The organism is Runella limosa DSM 17973, from assembly GCF_000482465.1.
GTDB classification, from domain to species: Bacteria; Bacteroidota; Bacteroidia; order Cytophagales; family Spirosomataceae; genus Runella; species Runella limosa.
In genome coordinates, this window is record NZ_KI519425.1 from 158,609 (window position 1) to 177,959 (window position 19,351).

The following is a 19,351-nucleotide window of genomic DNA, read 5'->3' on the forward strand; positions in this document are numbered from 1 at the left end:
TTTCGCCCCGAAATAATTTCGGGGCGAGCGTGTGAGCGTGTGCGAGGGTACTCATACCCTCGCTTGGCGGTTGCTTACAACCGTGTTTCATTGTTTAAAGTCGGAGACTTTAAGCCCTATTTCGCCCCGAAATCATTTCGGGGCGAGCGTGACGAGCTTAATTTGCTTCGCTAGTTTGTCAATTTCAGCATAAATCAGGCTAGGAACTGACGCGTCCCAAATACTCGGTAATCCATAGACCATTTGCGATGATTGGCCTTCGTAGCCGCCTTCTTTTAGAATCGTGGCGGAAGGAATATACCCCATCACGTCGTTGGAATAAGCCGCCACAAAAATGTCTGTTCCGTAGCGCTTTTTGCACTCGATGGCGTATTCAATGACCAATTCCCCGCCAAAACTGAACAAAGCCTGTTCGCCTAGCTTCCATAGTTGAATGGGGTAGGGGTAAGACGACACAAACGGCTTGCCTTGTTTCATTTCACTGAGTAGGCGAGTGGCCCAGCGCTGCATGTAGGGTGCTTCGGTTTGTTGGATTTTCAACAATTGTGCTTCCGTTGGTGGTGCTGAAAGTGGTAACGTAACCTCCGAATAGGCCGATTGAAACTGCGCCGAAAGCGGTTTCATGGGTTCTTCCAACACCCGTTCCACGGCGGCGGCCAATTCTTTTCCGTATTGCTTGGCCAACGAAACCGTGCGGCGGGGCAAAGGGTTTTGGTCGCCTGCAGCACCTTGAAAAAACAAAGCAGTGGCTTCGGGGTGCGCTTTTTCTAACTCAATTTGGGCAAAACCAGGGTAATCACCCGAAAGAGCGTAAAGGTCAAGCACGGTAGGGTGGCAAGCGTAGCCGAAAACGATGGCTTTGAGCTTTCCCTTGGGCGTCACGGCTTTGATGACAGGAACGGCGTAGTCGTTGGGGCCTTTTAATTCAGTTTGTTCGAGCAAAGCCCCTTCTTTGTTGTTGCGTCGGTTGACCTGAAAGCGGGTTACGCCGTTTTGAGAAAACAGCTCAACGGGTTCCAAGTTTTTTAACGCATTGCCGATTAGCTCCACCACTTGCCCCTCCAACCAACGCGAATACTGGTCGATTTTTGCTTCTTCGGCGGTATTGAGGGGATAAATGTCGTGCAGGGCGTCGTACAATACAGGGCCAGAATGCGTGTGCGAACTGTTCAAGAGAACATTCGCTTTACTCAACCCAAAACGTGCTTGTAGCTGGCTTCGGATACGGTCAGACATAGCCTTGGGAAATCCCAACATATCGGTAGTGACCAGCACTGAGCGTTGGCCATTTTCGTCCTCCAGTGCCACGGCTTTGGCCCACAAATCGTGCAGTTTTCCTTCCGAAGCGTGGGTGCGAGAGGCATAGCCTGCTTGCCAAATCGCTTCTTTGGGCGTAATGACAACTTTCGAAACGCCTGCTTTCCAGCCTTTTGCAAAGGTGGTTGAAATGATGAATAAACCCACCAGCCAAAGATGCTTTCTCATTTCATTGTCAGGAGTTTATCGGCGTGGGTAAAGATTTTTTCGATGGCATTAGCAATGTCGTCCATGTCAGCGCGTGTACCGAGGAGCATATTTTGGGTAAACCAAACGGCTTCTTCGTTACAGAGGCGGTCGTTGTTGGGACAATGGTTCCGCTCCACGTAGCTTTTAAAATCCAGCATAGCTTTGGGGTACATTTTCTGGAAATTCTTTGATTGGAAAGCATCATCGAGGTAAGGCATGTTGTTGAGGGTCGCGTAACCTTTCGAACATGGGATTCCCTCGGCCGTCAGCGCTTTTAAGAACGTGTCGCGTGAAAGTCCTTTGAACGCTGATTTTTGGTAACGGAATGGAAATAAATGGAAGGCTGCTTTGGTGACATTGTCGTACAGTTTGTACGGAATAACACCTGGAATTTGTTCGATTTTGGCTTTTAGGTAAGCTGCATTTTCGTTGCGGAGGTTGGTTTCACCTTCCAAGCGTTTCAACTGAGCCAATCCAATGGCGGCTTGGTATTCAGTAATACGTTGTTTGTTGCCCTGCATAATGGTACCCGCGCCAATCACTCCCGAGGCCATGCCGTAAGGGTTGCCGTAGTTGTGGTACGAAAAGCAACGATCCATAAACAAGTCGTTGTTGCTCACAATCGTTCCTGCTTCGCCGATGGCTAAGTTTTTGGAATTTTGGAAGCTAAAACAGCCCGCATCACCAAACGTTCCTACTTTTTGATGGTTGATTTCGGCCAAATGCGCCTGACAAGCATCTTCAATCACGGCCAATTTGTGTTTTTTGGCAATGGCCAGAATCTGCGGCATATTGGCAGGCAAACCTAAAATATGAACAGGGATAATGGCTTTGGTTCGGGGGGTGATTTTAGCCTCAATTTTGGCAGGGTCAATCTGAAACGTCTCGGGGTCAACATCGACAAACACGGGCATGGCACCGTTGGCAATGACGGGCGCGACTGTTCCGATAAATGTATAAGGCGGAACAAGTACTTCATCGCCCCCCCGAATGTTGAGCTGCGCCAACGCCGTGATGAGGGCATTGGTGCCGTTGACCACCGCCAACGAACGCTTCGCTCCGACGGCTTGTGCCCATTTTGCCTCAAAGTCGGTGACGACATTGGCCCGTGACCAAACGCCGCTGCGCAATACTTCGAGGAGTTGTTTTTCATCCGTTTCGGGTTTCCAAATCGGCCACGTGGGCCATTGTTGCGTCCGTACGGGTTTGCCTCCCAACAACGCTGGAGGCTCTGCCAACGAAAACGTGGCCGATTTTGCGTTAGCTTCTGCGGGTGAGGTCGTTAGCAGTGTGGGAGCCAAGGCAGCGCCGAGTCCCGTTAGTGAGTTCCGTTTGAGAAACTCGCGTCTTGAAAAAGGTTGGGAAGGCATATAAATTTTTTAGTCAATATGAGTGGATTGATGCCAAATAAACTGGGTTTTGAGAAACCCGATAGGCTGGTTTTGAGAAACCACCTACACGATGGGGGTTTGTCATGCCGACGCTAGGAGGCATCTGTCATTGTGGAAGTAGATCCCTCCTTCGTCGGTATGACAAACTAATTAGCTTTTTTTCGCCTTTTTTAACACACTTTCGAGCGTTACGGGGACGCCGCCTTGGCGTTTGCTTTCGTCGGCGGCTTCCATAAAGGCAAAAATTTCAATGGTTTCTTCGGGGGTAACGGGCACTTGACCCGTTTCAAAATACGAGACAATGTCCTTTAATAGAGGCTCGTAGCCGCCATAAGGACCGAGTACAATGTTCCCGTTTTGGGTGTAAACCGTGCCGCCGTAGTCGTGTTTACCCGTGCGTGTTCCGCGGAAGGTGCCCACGCGGCCGTCGGCCCAGGTGCCTACCACAATGTCGGTTCCTTCGTTGTTGATTCTAATCACTTGTTTGCAGCCCGTACCCATGACGGTATAGAGCGTTTCGACGCCGTGAATACCGTACCAAAACAAGTCGGGGTGCGTTTTTTCCAACACCGCAGGGCTGAAGGTATCAGCGCCTACGACTTTGGTTTTATCCACTTTTTCTACGCCTTTTATGTGTCGCAACGACGAGGCGGAGAAAAGCGGCATTTGGTATTTTTTGGCAGTTTCAAAGATGGTGAGGACGTCGGAAAGCGAGGCGGCAATGGGTTTGTCGATAAAAACCCGCTTGCCTGCTTTAAGAACGGGAATCAGTTGTTCGAGGTGGCGGCGGCCGTCGTTGGTTTCGAGCAATACTACATCGACTTTTGCTAACAATGCTTCAATCGAATCGACGATTTCGACATTCAATTTTTTTACTTCTTCGGTATAACTAGGAATGCGTTTGGTGCTACTTTCAATGTCTTTGCTGCCGTGTGGATAGGCCGCGACTATTTTGTAGCCTTGGTAGTCGGCACTGGCATCGGGCGCATTCAGAACTTTGGTAAAGGCGGTACTGTGTGAGGTATCAAGGCCAATGATGCCCACTCGCTTGCCCGCGGCTACCGTTGAGGGCGCAGAGGCAAAAGAAGAAGGGGCAAGGGCCGACAACGATAAACTTCCGACAGTAGCGCTTTTAACAAAATTTCTTCTAGTAAATGTGGTTTTTTCCATGATGAAAACAGATGATTGGGTATAGACAATATATTATCTATATTTAGGAAGACATATTTGTACTACTATTACGGTGTCATTGGATAAATATTTTTTAACTTTACAAAGATACTTAAAATTTGTTTACATTTTTGCATAAAATTTGACTACAAAAAATGAAAGTAGATTCCCTCGCAAATAAAGTATATAATGAGCTTCGCAAAAAGATTCTGTCGAACCAACTGGTGTCGGGTACTAGGCTAAAGGAAGATATCTGGGCCAAGCGTTTGGATGTGAACCGCATGGCGGTGCGTGAGGCATTGACGCGGCTATTGGGGGAACAGTTGATTGAAACGGGCGAAAAAGGGGGGTACTTTGTGAAGTCGATGAGTGTGGAAGATGTACGTCAGATTCGTGAATTGCGCGAAATATTGGAATTGGGGGCGATTCGGTTGGCTATTCAAAAGATTGATGAAGAGGGGATTCGCAAGTTGGAAGAAATTTGTAACGATTTTTCCTCAATGGTGGAGCGTGGATATTTTGGCGGAGCTTGCGAGGCGGATGTTAAATTTCACGAAACACTCATTGATTTTGCCCAAAATGATAAGTTGAAAGACATTTACGAAATCAGTAACATTCCGCTTTTTCACCAAAAGTTGGGAAAATCTCAAACCCACATGGACGACTACGAGCTTACTGACCAAGAGCATCGGCAGTTGTTGAAAGCATTGAAAGAGAAAGATGTAAAGTTGGCGGAAGAAACTTTGTCGAAGCACTTGTTGCGCGGGGAAGTAGAGGCGTTGGAGCTGGATTGAGCCTTCATATATAGTATATAACAGTATTCTAACCACCCCAAGGGTAAGCTACGCTCGTAGTCAACCCTTGGGGTTTTGATTTTGAGGGGGATAGGGGAGAAAGGGTTTCGTAAAAAAAAATTAACATAACTTTTTTTTGTTTACAAAAATAAGTTTTCTTTGTAAACAAATTCAACAAAGATATGTAGGCAAAAGTCGCGTAATGCCTAACTAGATTTGGAGAATTGAGAATGTTACCAATAACCCTTATTAAAACACCATTAAATGCAAAGCCCTATTTACTATTAACTCTTTTCTTTAAAAAAACATCACACACATGAATGACTTCTTCCTACTCCGAAAAAAAGGGGTAAGTATGCTATTGCTTTGCCTACTTATGTCCGTTGCGGTGTACGCCCAAACCCAAATCTCGGGTAAAGTGGTGGGGGCTGATGATTCTCAGCCCATTGCAGGCGCTTCGGTGCTTATTAAAGGAAATACGACAAATGGTGCCATCACGGGCGCCGACGGTACATTTAGATTGACGGTTGGCTCGAATGCGGTGTTGGTAATTTCGTACATTGGATACCAAGCGCAAGAGGTGAATGTGGGTTCACAAACGACTTTTAACATTTCCCTAGTTCCTTCCACCACTACCCTCGGCGAGGTTGTGGTAACGGGTTACTCGGCTGAGCGCAAAAAAGACATTACAGGCTCGGTGTCGGTGGTGGATGTAAAGGCGTTGAAATCGATTCCGTCGGGTTCGGCGGTGCAAGCCCTTCAAGGTCAGGCGGCTGGGGTCAATGTTATTAGCTCAGGCGCGCCAGGAAGTCCTAGCAATATCTTCGTGCGGGGGATTACTTCCTTTGGAAATACGCAGCCGTTGGTACTCGTTGACGGAGTTCAGGCAGAACTCAACGACGTAAGTTCGGACGACGTAGAGTCGATTCAAGTCTTGAAAGATGCGGGTGCGGCGGCCATTTATGGTGTACGTGGTTCAAACGGGGTAATTGTAGTAACAACGAAAAAAGGAAAATCTGGACAACCTGTTATTTCGTACGATGCCTACTACGGAAGCCAACAACCGTTGAAAGGCAATGTGTTTAACTTACTCAATTCAACTGATTTTGCGCGTTTGACGAAAGTAGCTTATCCGACTACGGGTTTATTTCAAAACGGTCTTCCTGACTTTACGTATAGAGGCCCAGGTGCAACGGGCGTCGGTAAGGCAGGCGATGCGGCAGTGGATCCTTCCAAGTATAATTTTGATGCCAACAACCCAGGTCGCAACTACTTGATTCAGTCCGTAAACAAAGAAGGTACCGACTGGTTCCATGAGTTGTTTAAGCCCGCCGCGATGACCAGCCACAACCTAACGGCCAGCGGCGGTACTGATAAGTCGAATTATATGGTATCCCTAGGGTATTTCAACCAACAAGGAACGATGCTGAAGAGCTATTTGGAGCGTTATTCGGCCCGTATCAATACCCAATTTAAGATTAAAAATAACATTCGGGTGGGTGAAAACGTCTATATGTTCTACAAACGTAACCCAGGATTTGACAACTTGAGTACGGGTAACCCCATCGCTTGGACGTACCGTGCCATGCCAACTATCCCCGTGTATGACATCAGAGGCAACTACGGGGGAACGTTCGCAGGCCCTGAATTGGGAAGTTCGTCGAACCCTGTGGCGGTACAAATGAACACTGTCAACAACAAAACCAACGCTTGGAATGTGATCGGGAACGTGTATGCTGAAGTTGATTTCTTGAAGCACTTTACGGCGCGCACCAGCTTCGGGGGAAGTATTGATAATCAGTATGCTACGAACTTTAACTTTACCCCTTACAACAACTCCGAAGGAAACACGAACCCTAACTCGTTTTCGGAAATTGCGCTCTACAACAGCAACACCATGTGGACGAATACGTTGACCTACACGAATTCATTTGGCAAAAATAATTTGAAAGTAATTGTGGGTTCGGAAGCGATTCGTAACTATGGGCGTTACCTCATTGGTTCGGCAAGTCGCTTATTTTCTACCAATTTTGATTATTTGAGCTTGTCAAACGGAACCATCAACATCACCAACGGTAGCAGTGCTTATAACAATACCTTGTTCTCGATTTTTAGCCGTGTTGATTATTCGTTTGATGACAAATATTTGGTAGGCGTAACGGTTCGCCGCGACGGTTCATCGCGTTTTGGTGCCAATCGCCGTTACGGTATTTTCCCTTCGGTATCGCTCGGCTGGCGCTTGACGGGTGAGGAGTTCTTGAAAGATGTTGCTTGGCTAAACGAATTGAAATTGAGAGCAAGCTACGGGGTGCTTGGTTCGCAAAACAACGTAAGTCCGCAGAATGCTTACACGCTTTTCGGGGGGACGTTTGCTAATGCTTACTATGATATTGGCGGAAACGGTGCGTTGGCACAAGGTTTTGCCCAAACAAGTATCGGAAACCCGAACACAGGATGGGAGGAAAACATCGTGACCAACATCGGTTTGGACGGTACTATCTTGAACAACAAATTGGACGTTTCGGTCGAATACTATAAAAAGTCAATCAATGGCTTATTGTTTAGCCAGCCGCTTCCTGCTACGGCTGGGGGAGCTACGGCGCCAACGGTGAACATTGGCGACATCCAAAACAAAGGGGTGGATTTGGCCTTGACCTACCGCAAAACGATTAGCCCAAGTTTGAAATTCAGCATTGGTGCCAACATTACTACCTACCAAAACAAAGTAGTAAACACCCCAAGCCCAGGGTATTTTGATGGTGCCAACACCCAAAACCTCGGAAACGTTGTTCGTAACCAAATCGGTCAGCCTGTAAGCTCATTTTTTGGATACAAAGTGATTGGATTGTTTAAAAACGACGCCGAAGTGACCTCGTCACCGACCCAAACAGGGGCAGCGCCAGGTCGCTTTAAGTACGAAGACGTTAACGCTGATGGCAAAATCGACGCCAGCGACCGCACCTTCCTTGGAAGCCCTAACCCTGATTTTACGTACGGCCTTAACTTAGGCGTGACTTACCGCAATTTTGATTTCTCAACCGTTTTGTACGGCTCGCAAGGCAACGAAATCTACAACACTGTGCGGTCATTTACGCACTTCTTTAGTACGTACGTTGGGGCAAAAAGCAACGATTTATTGAACGCTTGGACGCCAGAAAACCCCAACAGTAGCATTCCAAAAATCGAGTCAACGGGTTCATTCAGTTCATCGGGGGTTTCAAACTCGTTTTACGTAGAAAATGGGTCGTTCCTCAAAATGCGTTCGTTGATGGTAGGTTATACTGTGCAACCGTCGTTCCTCAAAAAATATGGTATGAGCAAACTTCGCTTGTACGCCCAGGCTGCGAACTTGTTTACGTTCACCAAATACACGGGTCTTGACCCAGAGTTGAGCGGAAACAGTTCGTCGTTTGGAATTGACTATGCCAACTATCCCAATAACCAGAAGAATTTTATTTTTGGTCTAAACCTTTCATTCTAAGTGCGTAGCACTGTTCAAAACATCGACTTACATGAAACGATTTAAAACACTACTATATGCGACTGGGTTGGGGTTGATTTTGACCACCAACTCCTGCAAGGAAGAATACCTCGAAATCGGGGCGTTGGGTTCTACCAGCGAAGCTACCCTTGCCAACAAGGCAGGTTTGAATGGTCTCTTGACGGGGGCGTATTCCTTGCTCGACGGCTGGGGTGTACCTAACACCACCTATTATTTTGTGGGGGTGAGCAACTGGATTTTTGGCGGGGTAACCTCTGATGATGCCCACACAGGAACGCAGGCGTCGGCGTTGCCACCGATGGAAGCGGTTGAAAGCTACAACTATGACCCGACGCTGGCACCGTTCAACAACAAATGGATGGTGTTGTATGCAGGAGTGCAGCGCGCAAATGACGTGTTGCGGGTGTTAGCCAAAACCAACGACCCTGCCCTTTCGGCAGAAGAAGCCAAGCAAATCAAAGCCGAAGCAACGTTTTTGCGGGCGGTGTATCACTTGGAAGCAGCCAAAATGTGGGAAAATATTCCGTATTTGGACGAAAGCATTAGCTACGCCAACGACAATTATAAAGTCGCTAATACGACTTCAGCTTGGCCTAAAATTGAGGCAGATTTTAAGTTCGCAGCCGACAACCTTTCTGGTACAAAAACCGAAGTAGGCCGTGTCAACAGCTGGGCAGCGAAGGCATTTTTGGCAAAAACGTATATGTTCCAAGACAAATACGCAGAAGCTAAAACGGTATTGGAAGACGTAATTGCTAACGGGGTAACTTCATCAGGAGCAAAGTATGCGTTGGTCAACTACGCTGATAACTTTAACCCTTCTAAGAAAAACGGCCCTGAATCGGTGTTTGCCGTGCAAATGTCGATTGCAGAATCGTTCCAAAACGGGAACTACGGCGATGCTCTTAACTTCCCAATGGGTGGCCCTGCTACTTGCTGCGGAGCGTATCAGCCTTCGTTTACTTTGGTCAATTCGTTTAAAACGGATGCTACCACGGGCTTGCCTTTGATTGATACCTTCAATAATTCAGATGTTACAAACGACCAAGGAATCGAAAGTAGCACACCGTTTACGCCTTATGCAGGAACGCTCGATGCGCGTTTGGACTGGACAGTAGGCCGTCGCGGTATTCCATACTTGGATTGGGGACTACACCCAGGTAAAGCGTGGATTCGCGTTCAGTCGGTTGCGGGTCCTTACAGTCCGATTAAGAGCATCTATTACCAAGCAGCGGCGGCAACTACCTCATCATCATCGCGTTGGACTTCTAACAATTACACCATGATTCGTTTTGCGGATGTATTGTTGTGGGCAGCAGAAGCGGAAGTAGAAGTGGGAAGTTTGGCAAAAGCGCAAGAGTATGTCAACCGTGTGCGTTCACGGGCGGCCAATCCTGCTGGATGGGTGAAAAAGTATGTGGACAACACCGCACCACTAAAAGGAGTTACCAACGAACCAGCAGCCAATTATAAAGTAGGTTTATATACGACGGAATTTACGGCCAAAGGCAAAGAGTTTGCGCGGGAAGCAGTACGTTTTGAGCGTAAAATTGAGTTTGGAATGGAAGGTCATCGTTACTTCGACCTTCGCCGTTGGGACAATGGAACGGGCTACATGGCCAATGTTCTCAATGCCTACGTGCAGCACGAAACAACCATTCCAGGTTATGACTTTACCTACATGAAAGGGGCGACTTTTAAGAAAGGGAAAACCGAGTTGTACCCTATCCCGCAGGCACAAATCGACCTAAGTGTGGTCAATGGTCAACCAGTGTTGAAGCAAAATCCTAATTATTAATTCGTTATGCTTTTTTACGCTTCTACTTACCCCGACCTCAACGAGGCAGCCAAAGACAAGGTGGTGGTGTTACCTTTGGGCGCCATCGAACAACACGGCCCACATTTGTCGGTTTCGACCGATACCGACATTGTCACGTACGTTGCTCAGCAGATAGAAAAAGCATTACCTGAGTCGGTGTTGCTTTGCCCCACGCTGCCTTTTGGGTCGAGCCACCATCACTTATCCTTGGGGGGAACGATGAGTATTTCGCCCGAGCTTTATACCCAAGTGGTGATGGATTTGGTGGGGTCGTTGGTAGAAAGTGGTTTTAAAAAGATTATTTTGCTCAATGGCCACGGGGGAAACATCACCCCCGTGCGCCAAGCATTGGCGGTGTTGAGCAAGCGTTTTGACATAAGCCACCAGCCTACTATCGCGTTGGCAACGTATTGGGAGGTGGGTGGAAAAGCCTTTGCGGGCGAACCACCGATGGAAAGCCCCGCCCTGAGCCACGCGTGTGAGTACGAAACAAGCATGATGCTGCACCTATTTGCCGACAAAGTATGGATGGAGCGCGTCGAACGGGCACAACGCCCCGAAAGCAATGGCTACATTCCGTGGGAAGATGATGAGCCATATCGCGGGGTGACGGTCTTCAAACAAACAGCTTTTATTTCGAGCAATGGCAGCAGCGGCGAGCCTCAATTGGGGACGGCAGAAAAAGGAAAGTATTTAGTAGAACAGGCTATCAAAGGATTAATTACATTTATAGAATCATTCAAAAACTGGCCGTTGTCGGAGCGTCTTTTTAACCACAAAGAACCCTAAGAATTGTACAAAGAAACACAAAGTGAATGCCCTTTGACAGGTTAAACGCATTTAAAAAAAGTAGCCTCAGCGAGGCTAAATCTTAGTAGAAAAAGGTAAGCAAACACGTCCCACACCTCCCAAGGCTCCGTCGGGGCGACTGACTCTTGGTGAAAGATGTCACCCCGATGGGGCTTGGGGGAATACCTGGGTCATTCTTTCTACTAAGATGTAGCTCCTCTGGAGCAATAAAAAGCTATTTAATGCGGTCAACCTGGTTCTTTGCGAACATTTTGGTAAAATAAAAAAGATTTGAAAGTTTTGAAAATCAACATAGTTATGTCAAAAAAAATAGAAATAAAACATCCCGATAAAGCTGCCAATACGGGCGCTTATTCGGCAGGAGTAATGGTAGGCGAATGGTTGTTTATCAGCGGACAAGGCCCACTCGACTTGACCACGGGAGAAGTGATTCACGGAACCATCGAAGAAGAAACGTTGCTGACGCTTTCGCACATTCAAAAGGTGGTAGAAGCCGCAGGAGGAACCGTCGATGACATCGTCAAATGTACGACGCACTTAGAAGATATCAACGACTTCGACCGCTACGATGCGGCGTATGCGTCGTTTTTTCAGGGAATCAAACCCGCCAGAACCACGGTGCAGTCGGTGTTGTCGGACGGAATTAAAATTGAGATTGACGCGATAGCAATTATCAAGTGATAAGATGAGTGAAGAAATGATTAAAAAACGCATTGGTACGGTTGGGCTAGGACTTATGGGAAGCAGCATTGCCACCTGCATTTTGGCGGCGGGGCATGAGGTGACATCGTTGGTCAAAGACCTAAGCATAGTGGATGAAGCACGGCAGCGTATCCTCTCTTTTTTGGAACAACTCCACCAAGAAGGCATTCTGAATGAGCGCCCCGAAGAAGTAGTAAAACGCCATACCATCACCGACGATGTGACTAAAATGGCGGGACACGAAGTGGTGATTGAATCCATCATCGAAAATGTTGACGAAAAGAAAAGCGTCTATAAAAAGCTAGAAACGGTGCTTTCGCCTACGGCCATCATTGGTAGCAACACATCGGCGATTCCCGTCACGGTACTTCAAAGTGGACTCCAATACCCCGAACGAGTGTTGGGAATTCACTGGGCCGAGCCTGCCCACATCACGCGTTTCATGGAGGTGATTTGTGGTAAAGATTCGCAACTGGAATATGCCTACAAAATGGTCGAGTTGGCCGAAAGCTGGGGCAAAGAGCCTTCGTTGTTGAAAAAAGACATTCGTGGGTTTATCACCAACCGCATCATGTACGCCATGCTGCGCGAGGCTTTTTATTTGGTCGAAAACGGCTACGCTACCATGGAAGACGTGGACCGTTCGTTACGAAACGATTTGGGGTACTGGATTACGTTTGCAGGCCCATTCAGATTTATGGACCTGACGGGCATTCCAGCGTACCTGACCGTTATGAAAGACTTGTTTCCAGAACTCAGCAACGCTACCGAAGCACCTGCTTTTATGGAAGACCTCGTGTCGGCAGGTGCCAAGGGCGTTAGCAATGCCCAAGGATTTTACCCCTACACGCCCGAAAGTGCCGAGCGGTGGGAAGAAAAATTTATTGAATTTAGCTATGACGTCCGAAAATTAGCCAAAAAGTATTCATCCAGTTCGATTGAAAATCCCTAATGACGACTATCCACACCATTAAAGCCACGGAGGTGATTGTGCCTGCCAAGCCCGGAAGCCTAAATTCGGAGGAGGTAATAGACAAAGATGCCGCCTTTGCCCAGAAATTTTTAACGGGTGAGCGCTGGACGGAGTTTGCCAATCAACCCAAGTGGGTCATTGAAATTACGCTTCAAAATGGCCTGACAGGCATCGGTGAAACCTATCGAAGTGCCTCCAAAGAGCTGTTGTCTGAGGCTATGAAAACACTGGTTGGGCAAGATGTACTCCAATTAAACTGGCGTCGATTGCCCATAACTGACCAACGAATTTACGAAGCTTTTGAGACGGCGGTGCTGGATGTGGTGGGCAAAATTCTGAACGTATCCGTCGCTCAATTGCTTGGTGGAGCCTACCGCGACCGCGTCGATTGTTTTGGCTGGACGGGCCGCCGCACGCCCGAAGATGCCGCGCAAAAAGCCTACGAAGCCATGCAAAAAGGACACAAAGCATTCAAATTTAAGTGTTCCGACGAAGACCCTGTTCGCCTGTGGACGGCCGAAATCAAGAAAAAATGCGGTGATGGTATTAAAATATTGCTCGATCCCAACCAGCGTTGGACGGATGTAGCGACCACGCTTAGGCTCATGGAAGGCGTCGAAAAAGACATCATGCTGGGGTTGGAAGATCCCATTCTTCATGCCGATGTCGCAGGGTTTAAGTACCTCCGCGAAACGTTGGGTATTCCAATGTACCGCCATATTTCGTTGCCTTACACCCAAGACATCCGTGACATGGTTGCGTTTGTACGTGCCGATGCCGTGGATGGGTATAATTTTAACGGTTCGGCTTATAACTGCGTACTGTTGGCCGAAGTCGCTCATTTAGAGGGGAAAGCCTGTTGGAGAGGTTCGGAAGTGGACTTAGGAATTTCGGAAACCATGGGGCTGCACATTGCCGCCGCGAGCATCAACTGCACCATTCCGTCGGATATTTTTGGGGAGTTAGTGCGCGAAGACGACTTGATTGTTACTCCTATTCAATTTGAAAACGGAGCCGCCCTCGTCCCGCAAGGCGCAGGACTGGGCATTGAGCTAGACAGAGTGGCATTGGAAAAATATAGAGTGAGTGAATTCAACTGTAACTAACAGATAATAGAAAATTCCCCATTGGGGGCAGGGGGCTACTATGAAAAAATCGGCAATGTCTTGGACCATACTGTTTGCTTGTAACTTTATGTGGGCCTTTCATTTTACGAGCATCAAGCTGACGCAAGACCAAGTCGGGCCGTATTTTACGGTATGGGCACCGATGCTACTGGCTACGATTTTGCTGGGGCCGTTTGTGGTACGCGATTTTAAGAAAGGAGGTAAAAAACTCTCCGATATCTTGATTTTCGTGCAGTTGGCGGCGTTGGGAGCATTTCCCTCACAAGTACTAATGACGTGGGGAACGCAGTATTCGTTGGCCAGTAATGCGGCCATTTTGGTGCTTACCTTGCCCGTCATTACGGCCGTATTTGCCTTTCTCATGCTCAAAGAACGCATGAACGCAGCACGCTGGGTCAGCTTTGCGATTGCAATTATTGGCGTAGCCCTTTGCTCAACCGACGACATCAAGCGTATTGATTTAAGCTCTAAATACGCGTTAGGAAATGTGCTTATTTTCTTGGCTATTTTGGGCAATGCGTACTATAACGTAGGCTGCAAGAAAATCGCGGAGAAATACACCGAAATCGAAATGGTGTTTTATACCTACCTCGTGATGTGTATTTTACTAACGCCGCTGGTACTTTATTACGAACCCGAAATGTTTGGCAAAATCCCTGAGTTTACCACCAATACGTGGATTGGTATGATTTCGCTGACGGTGTTTCATAACTTTCTTTCGATGGTATTGTTTTTTAAGGCCCTCAAGCATTTGGACGCGACCCAAGTGGCTTTATCCAACTACCTCATTACGTTTATGGGACTTCCGATTGCTGCTTTTTGGCTGGGGGAAAAGCTTAATTCACAGGCCATTATTGGCGGCCTTTTAGTGCTAGTTTCTACCCTTATCCTTTCTATTGTAGATAGCAGAGTGCAACAAAAAAAAATGATTAATAATAATCCATAATCAGTACAGATATGTCAGAGCTAACAAACGAGCTATTCGGCGTTGTCCCGATTGTTCCCACACCTTTTACCGAAAACGAAGAAATCGACGAAAACGCTCTTCGCAATTTGATTGATTTCGCCATTGCAGGAGGCATTAAAGCGGTTTGTTTACCCGCTTATGCTAGTGAATTTTATAAACTGACAGACGAAGAAAAACTTCAGGTCGTGCGTGTGGCCGTTGAGCACGCGGCGGGGCGCATCAAGATTGTGGCGCAGTCAAACCATCCTTCACTCAAAGTAGCGATTCGTTTGGCCCAAGCCAACGTAGCAGCGGGTGCGGATGTGGTATCGTTGGCCGTCCCTCGTATTTTCAGCTTGCCCGAGAGTTCGTTGAAACAATATTTGTCGGAGTTCCTTCAGTCAATCCCCACTACTCCTGTTCTCATCCAAGATTTCAATCCAGGCGGTTCATCCATCAGCGTAGAGTTTATCAAAGAATTGATGGATGAAAATCCGAATTTCAAATACCTCAAATTGGAAGAACCGCTTTGCGCGCCTAAGTTTGAGAGTATCATCAAAGCGACCAAAGGCAAGGTTGGTTTGTTTGAAGGATGGGGTGGTTTGTACATGCTCGAATTGGTGCCGATTGGTATTCAGGGCGTCATGCCAGGGTTGGCGGTAGCCGATATTCTCCAGCGTGTGTTTGATTTGCGCCGTAACGGTGAAGATGGCAAAGCGTTTGACTTGTTTGAAAAAGTAATGCCGCAGATTTTCTTCTCGTTGCAAAACATGGAATTGTTCCATTACGCCGAGAAAGAATTGCTCATTGCGCGGGGTGTATTGAGCAACAGCATTGCCCGTAAAGCCGCTTACATTCCAGACGCGTCGAGTGTAAGTTATATCAAAGAACTAAATCAGCGTGTCATTGACGTTCTCAACGACGAAACCTACGCCATTCGCCCAGTAGCGGAAGTAGTGTAGAGGGGAATGTCGAATTTCGAGTGCAGAATTTCGAATGGGTGTCATTGCCCACCGCCTCGGAGAGGCGCAACCTTTGTAGGCGCAACGTTTGTAGGATAAAATAATGTATCAAAACCGCCTCGGAGAGGCGCAACCTTTGTAGGCGCAACGTTTGTAGGATAAAATAATGTACCAAAACCGCCTCGGAGAGGCGCAATCTTTGTAGGCGTAACATTTGTAGAAAATGAGTGAATTTAAGGAACAAATAGCTATCATAACGGGAGCCGCATCAGGCATAGGCTTGGCAATCGCCAAGAAACTCCTTGCCGAAGGAGCCCACGTGGCATTGCTTGATTTTAACGAAAAAGGGCTTCAACAAGAATTTGAAGTCTATGGTGAGCAGGTCATGCGCATCGGACTTGATATTACCAACGAAACGCAAGTACAAGAGGCCGTGGCAGAAGTAGTGGCACGCTTCTCGAAAGTAGATATTTTGGTCAACTGCGTGGGTATCACAGGGGTAACCAACTTAAAAAGTCACGAAGTAAGCACCGAAAACTTGCAAAAGGTGTTTGACGTCAACTTTATGAGTTGCTTTTATACTTCGAAGGCAGTGATTCCGTCGATGTTGGCCCAAAAATACGGTCGCATCTTGCACATCGCGTCCATTGCTGGGAAAGAGGGAAATGCGGGAATGCTCGCCTATTCGGCCTCAAAAGCTGCGGTGATTGGTTTGACCAAAGTGCAGGGAAAAGAATACGCCGAGGACGGAATTACGGTCAACGCCCTAGCACCTGCCGTGATTCGTACGCCTTTGGTGGATGCCATGCCCGAAGTTCAGGTCAAGTACATGACGGACAAGATTCCGATGAAACGTTGTGGTACGTTGGAAGAAGCGGCGGACTTGGCCACCTATATTATTTCATCAAAAAACAGTTTCACTACGGGCTTTACCTTCGACTTATCGGGAGGCAGAGCGACGTATTAGAGCTTTGCCTGTGAAGGAGGTTCCTCAAAACCTAGTTTGCGAGCGGCTTACATTAACGGGGTTTTGAGAAACCCTCGTTTCGGATAGGAGTATCCGAAAGCACGCAAGTGTGGAGGAGGTTTCTCAAAACCTCCGACTAAGGTTCCTTAGAACCTAGTTTGCGAGCGACTTTTATTGACGGGGTTTTGAGAAACCCTGTTTTCGGATAGGAGTATCCGAAAGCACGCAAGTGTAGTGTGAAGGAGGTTTCTCAAAACCTCCGACCAAGGTTCCTCAGAACCTAGTTTGCGCGCGGTCTTTATTGACGGGGTTTTGAGAAACCCTTGTTTCGGATAGGAGTATCCGAAAGCACGCGAGAGTGAAGGAGGTTTCTCAAAACCTCCGACCAAGGTTCCTCAGAACCTAGTTTGCGAGCGGTTTTTATTGACGGGGTTTTGAGAAACCCTTGTTTCGGATAAAAGTATCCGAAAGCACGCAAGTGTAGTGTGAAGGAGGTTTCTCAAAACCTCCGACCAAGGTTCCTCAGAACCTAGTTTACGGGTACTTTGCCAAAGTTGAATTAAAGATTAAAACAAAGGAAAATGAAATCCCTTATTCTGATAATAAGCAGTTGCTTTTGGGCGTTTGCGGGGATTTTTGCCCAATCGCGTCCCACACTATATCCCGAACCTGCCTCGATTCAGTACGGACAGGGGGAGATTGCGTTGAGTAATATATCGCTTTACGTACCTGCGACGGCCCCAAAAGACATTGTTTTTGCCTTAAATGAATTAAAACAAACCCTGAGTGAGCGGAGTGGGAAGCCGTTGAAAATGGCTTCCTCACTCGCTTCGTCAAAGATTCGTTATACCGTAAAAACAGCAGGTCGTACTTTGCCCGAAACCGATGAGGCAACCAAAGGCAGTACTCGTGAACAATACACGTTGGCCGTCACTGCCAGTGGCATTACGATTGACGCCGAAACCTCAACGGGGCTGTATTATGCGGTGCAAACCCTCCGTCAGTTGGTTCGAGGAGACAAACTACCGTTTGTTACTATCTCCGACCGACCCACCATGGCCTTTCGGGGCGTTATGATGGATTTTGCCCACGGAGGCTTGCTCACGGTGGAAGAAATCAAACGTCAAATCGATTTTTTGGCACGTTGGAAAACCAACCAGTATTACTTTTACAACGAAGTAAGCATTGAATTAGAAGGCTATTCCACCCTCAATTACAAAGCCAATTACACCCAAGAGGAGGTGAAAAGCATCATCGCCTATGCCCAAGAGCGGCACATGGACGTGATTCCATTCGTCAATTTTTACGGGCATTTGCACGAACTCATTCGAAATGAAAAGTATGCGTCGCTGGCGATTGGGCGTTACGGACACGAGATGGATCCCCGCAACGCAGGCGTGAAAGAGTTGCTCAAAAACTGGATCAAACAGTACACCGCGTTGTTCAAAAGTCCGTTTATTCACGTTGGTTTTGATGAAACGTGGGAAACCAAACGCCTCAACAGTACGGAGGAGAAAAGCCTTAATCCCGAAGCGTTGTACATCCAACAACTGACCTTCGTGAGTGAAGAACTCAAAAAATACGGAAAAACGCTCTTGGCTTGGACCGACATGAGCTCGTTTTATCCCGACATTATCAAGAAATTCCCTGCCGATGTCATCCCCGTTATTTGGCAATATTCGCCCGATTCGGCTGCTACCTACCATTACCTAAACCCCGTTTTGGACGAAAAAAGGCCTTTTTTCATTCAGCCTGCGGTATCGGGTTGGGGGCACATTTATCCCGAAGCGGGCTATACATACGACAACATCGACTTGTGTTTGCGGGCAGGATTACGTCACCAAACGTTAGGTTTTATCACCTCTGTCTGGACCGACTCGGTGGAGCCGTTTGTGCGGTCGTCGTGGATGTTTATGGCTTATGGGTGCATTTCGGCTTGGCAAGGTAAATCGCCCAATCAAAAGGAGTTTTCCCGAAAATATGCGTCGCTTGTCTATCCCAACATTGCCCAAGAAATGGGAGACGCGTTTGAGAATATTGCCACGTCGGTTGAATACCTGAAAAAATGTTTGGGAAAAAACACCCAAAGTATGCCACGGGGAACGCTGGTTGAAGCGTGGTCGAATCCCTTTTCGGCCTATTATTTGGCGAACACCGAGGCGCACATGGCCGATTTTAGGGAAGTTCGTAAGTACAGCGAAGAAGCGCAAGCCAATTTGATAGCAGCTCTCAAAAAAGCGTCAAAAACCGAACGCGAATTTGCCAATTCATTGCTCGTATCGGCTCGATTAATCAATTACTCAGCCATGCGGTTTATGTGGGCGCGTACGGTGGTCGATCGCTGGGATTATGCCATGGTGATGAAGAAAAAGGAAGATTACGTTATTTATGATTTGACGTACCCTTGCCATAGTTTGCTGGTGGATGCCATGGACGAAACGGGCGAACTCAAACGAGAATACGAAACGGCGTGGCTGTCGGAATGTATGCCGTATCGTCTTAATAGCATTTTAGGGCGTTTTGACGTGGAGTATAGCTTGTGGCGAAAATTGCACTTGAAAGTAGTTGATTTCCAGATTCAACGCCAAAAAGATGCACCTGTAAAGTCGTTTATAGAGGTCTTTAATCCTGATTTCTAAGTAATTGAATAGGTGCCGTTTGGCATTATCCATTTATAGGTTA

The 19,351-nt window shown here is 47.4% G+C and carries 14 protein-coding genes; 11 read left to right on the top strand and 3 right to left on the bottom strand.

All coding sequences use genetic code 11. The features are described from left to right. Positions 1-132 precede the first annotated feature (132 nt). The 3 genes from K339_RS0123870 to K339_RS0123880 all read right to left on the bottom strand — a co-directional run bounded on the left by K339_RS0123870 (position 133) and on the right by K339_RS0123880 (position 4,067). Complete coding sequence (locus K339_RS0123870) at positions 133-1,485, bottom strand: neutral/alkaline non-lysosomal ceramidase N-terminal domain-containing protein (RefSeq protein ID WP_028525857.1); 1,353 nt, start codon at positions 1,483-1,485, stop codon at positions 133-135. Continuing rightward, positions 1,482-2,876 carry a DegT/DnrJ/EryC1/StrS family aminotransferase gene (locus tag K339_RS0123875; RefSeq protein ID WP_028525858.1) on the bottom strand — a complete coding sequence of 465 codons (1,395 nt, stop codon included), beginning with the start codon at positions 2,874-2,876 and terminating at the stop codon, positions 1,482-1,484. The genes K339_RS0123870 and K339_RS0123875 overlap by 4 nt, the downstream gene beginning before the upstream one ends. Positions 2,877-3,047: 171 nt before the next feature. Then, positions 3,048-4,067: a Gfo/Idh/MocA family protein gene (locus K339_RS0123880; protein WP_028525859.1), complete on the bottom strand. Its 1,020-nt coding sequence runs from the start codon at positions 4,065-4,067 to the stop codon at positions 3,048-3,050. Between the two features lie 155 nt (positions 4,068-4,222). On the opposite strand from K339_RS0123880, the gene K339_RS0123885 reads away from it, so the two are divergent. The 11 genes from K339_RS0123885 (at position 4,223) to K339_RS0123940 (ending at position 19,308) form a co-directional block, all read left to right on the top strand. Next, on the top strand, positions 4,223-4,861 hold the full coding sequence (locus K339_RS0123885; protein ID WP_028525860.1) for a GntR family transcriptional regulator: 639 nt from the start codon (positions 4,223-4,225) through the stop codon (positions 4,859-4,861). Positions 4,862-5,177: 316 nt separating this feature from the next. Further along, positions 5,178-8,342, top strand: coding sequence for a SusC/RagA family TonB-linked outer membrane protein (locus K339_RS0123895; RefSeq protein ID WP_028525861.1), 3,165 nt, complete (start codon positions 5,178-5,180; stop codon positions 8,340-8,342). Between the two features lie 31 nt (positions 8,343-8,373). Continuing rightward, on the top strand, positions 8,374-10,161 hold the full coding sequence (locus K339_RS0123900; protein ID WP_028525862.1) for a RagB/SusD family nutrient uptake outer membrane protein: 1,788 nt from the start codon (positions 8,374-8,376) through the stop codon (positions 10,159-10,161). 6 nt (positions 10,162-10,167) lie between these two features. Next, complete coding sequence (locus tag K339_RS0123905) at positions 10,168-10,971, top strand: creatininase family protein (RefSeq protein ID WP_028525863.1); 804 nt, start codon at positions 10,168-10,170, stop codon at positions 10,969-10,971. Between the two features lie 318 nt (positions 10,972-11,289). Further along, positions 11,290-11,673, top strand: coding sequence for a RidA family protein (locus K339_RS0123910; RefSeq protein ID WP_028525864.1), 384 nt, complete (start codon positions 11,290-11,292; stop codon positions 11,671-11,673). Positions 11,674-11,689: 16 nt separating this feature from the next. After that, positions 11,690-12,646: a 3-hydroxyacyl-CoA dehydrogenase family protein gene (locus K339_RS0123915; RefSeq protein ID WP_229598805.1), complete on the top strand. Its 957-nt coding sequence runs from the start codon at positions 11,690-11,692 to the stop codon at positions 12,644-12,646. After that, positions 12,646-13,773: a mandelate racemase/muconate lactonizing enzyme family protein gene (locus tag K339_RS0123920; RefSeq protein ID WP_028525866.1), complete on the top strand. Its 1,128-nt coding sequence runs from the start codon at positions 12,646-12,648 to the stop codon at positions 13,771-13,773. The genes K339_RS0123915 and K339_RS0123920 overlap by 1 nt, the downstream gene beginning before the upstream one ends. A 55-nt stretch (positions 13,774-13,828) precedes the next feature. Beyond that, complete coding sequence (locus tag K339_RS0123925; protein WP_229598806.1) at positions 13,829-14,740, top strand: DMT family transporter; 912 nt, start codon at positions 13,829-13,831, stop codon at positions 14,738-14,740. A gap of 11 nt (positions 14,741-14,751) precedes the next feature. Continuing rightward, a complete protein-coding gene (locus tag K339_RS0123930) occupies positions 14,752-15,702 on the top strand; it encodes a dihydrodipicolinate synthase family protein (protein ID WP_028525868.1) in 951 nt (316 codons plus the stop codon). A gap of 223 nt (positions 15,703-15,925) precedes the next feature. Beyond that, positions 15,926-16,669 carry an SDR family NAD(P)-dependent oxidoreductase gene (locus tag K339_RS0123935; protein ID WP_028525869.1) on the top strand — a complete coding sequence of 248 codons (744 nt, stop codon included), beginning with the start codon at positions 15,926-15,928 and terminating at the stop codon, positions 16,667-16,669. A 581-nt stretch (positions 16,670-17,250) separates the two neighbouring features. After that, complete coding sequence (locus K339_RS0123940) at positions 17,251-19,308, top strand: beta-N-acetylhexosaminidase (RefSeq protein ID WP_028525870.1); 2,058 nt, start codon at positions 17,251-17,253, stop codon at positions 19,306-19,308. Positions 19,309-19,351 lie beyond the last annotated feature (43 nt).

Coding starts and splice junctions, on each gene's coding strand:
- K339_RS0123870 (WP_028525857.1), bottom strand. CDS start 1,485: ATGAGAAAGCATCTTTGGCTGGTGGGTTTATTCATCATTTCAACCACC.
- K339_RS0123875 (WP_028525858.1), bottom strand. CDS start 2,876: ATGCCTTCCCAACCTTTTTCAAGACGCGAGTTTCTCAAACGGAACTCA.
- K339_RS0123880 (WP_028525859.1), bottom strand. CDS start 4,067: ATGGAAAAAACCACATTTACTAGAAGAAATTTTGTTAAAAGCGCTACT.
- K339_RS0123885 (WP_028525860.1), top strand. CDS start 4,223: ATGAAAGTAGATTCCCTCGCAAATAAAGTATATAATGAGCTTCGCAAA.
- K339_RS0123895 (WP_028525861.1), top strand. CDS start 5,178: ATGAATGACTTCTTCCTACTCCGAAAAAAAGGGGTAAGTATGCTATTG.
- K339_RS0123900 (WP_028525862.1), top strand. CDS start 8,374: ATGAAACGATTTAAAACACTACTATATGCGACTGGGTTGGGGTTGATT.
- K339_RS0123905 (WP_028525863.1), top strand. CDS start 10,168: ATGCTTTTTTACGCTTCTACTTACCCCGACCTCAACGAGGCAGCCAAA.
- K339_RS0123910 (WP_028525864.1), top strand. CDS start 11,290: ATGTCAAAAAAAATAGAAATAAAACATCCCGATAAAGCTGCCAATACG.
- K339_RS0123915 (WP_229598805.1), top strand. CDS start 11,690: ATGATTAAAAAACGCATTGGTACGGTTGGGCTAGGACTTATGGGAAGC.
- K339_RS0123920 (WP_028525866.1), top strand. CDS start 12,646: ATGACGACTATCCACACCATTAAAGCCACGGAGGTGATTGTGCCTGCC.
- K339_RS0123925 (WP_229598806.1), top strand. CDS start 13,829: ATGTCTTGGACCATACTGTTTGCTTGTAACTTTATGTGGGCCTTTCAT.
- K339_RS0123930 (WP_028525868.1), top strand. CDS start 14,752: ATGTCAGAGCTAACAAACGAGCTATTCGGCGTTGTCCCGATTGTTCCC.
- K339_RS0123935 (WP_028525869.1), top strand. CDS start 15,926: ATGAGTGAATTTAAGGAACAAATAGCTATCATAACGGGAGCCGCATCA.
- K339_RS0123940 (WP_028525870.1), top strand. CDS start 17,251: ATGAAATCCCTTATTCTGATAATAAGCAGTTGCTTTTGGGCGTTTGCG.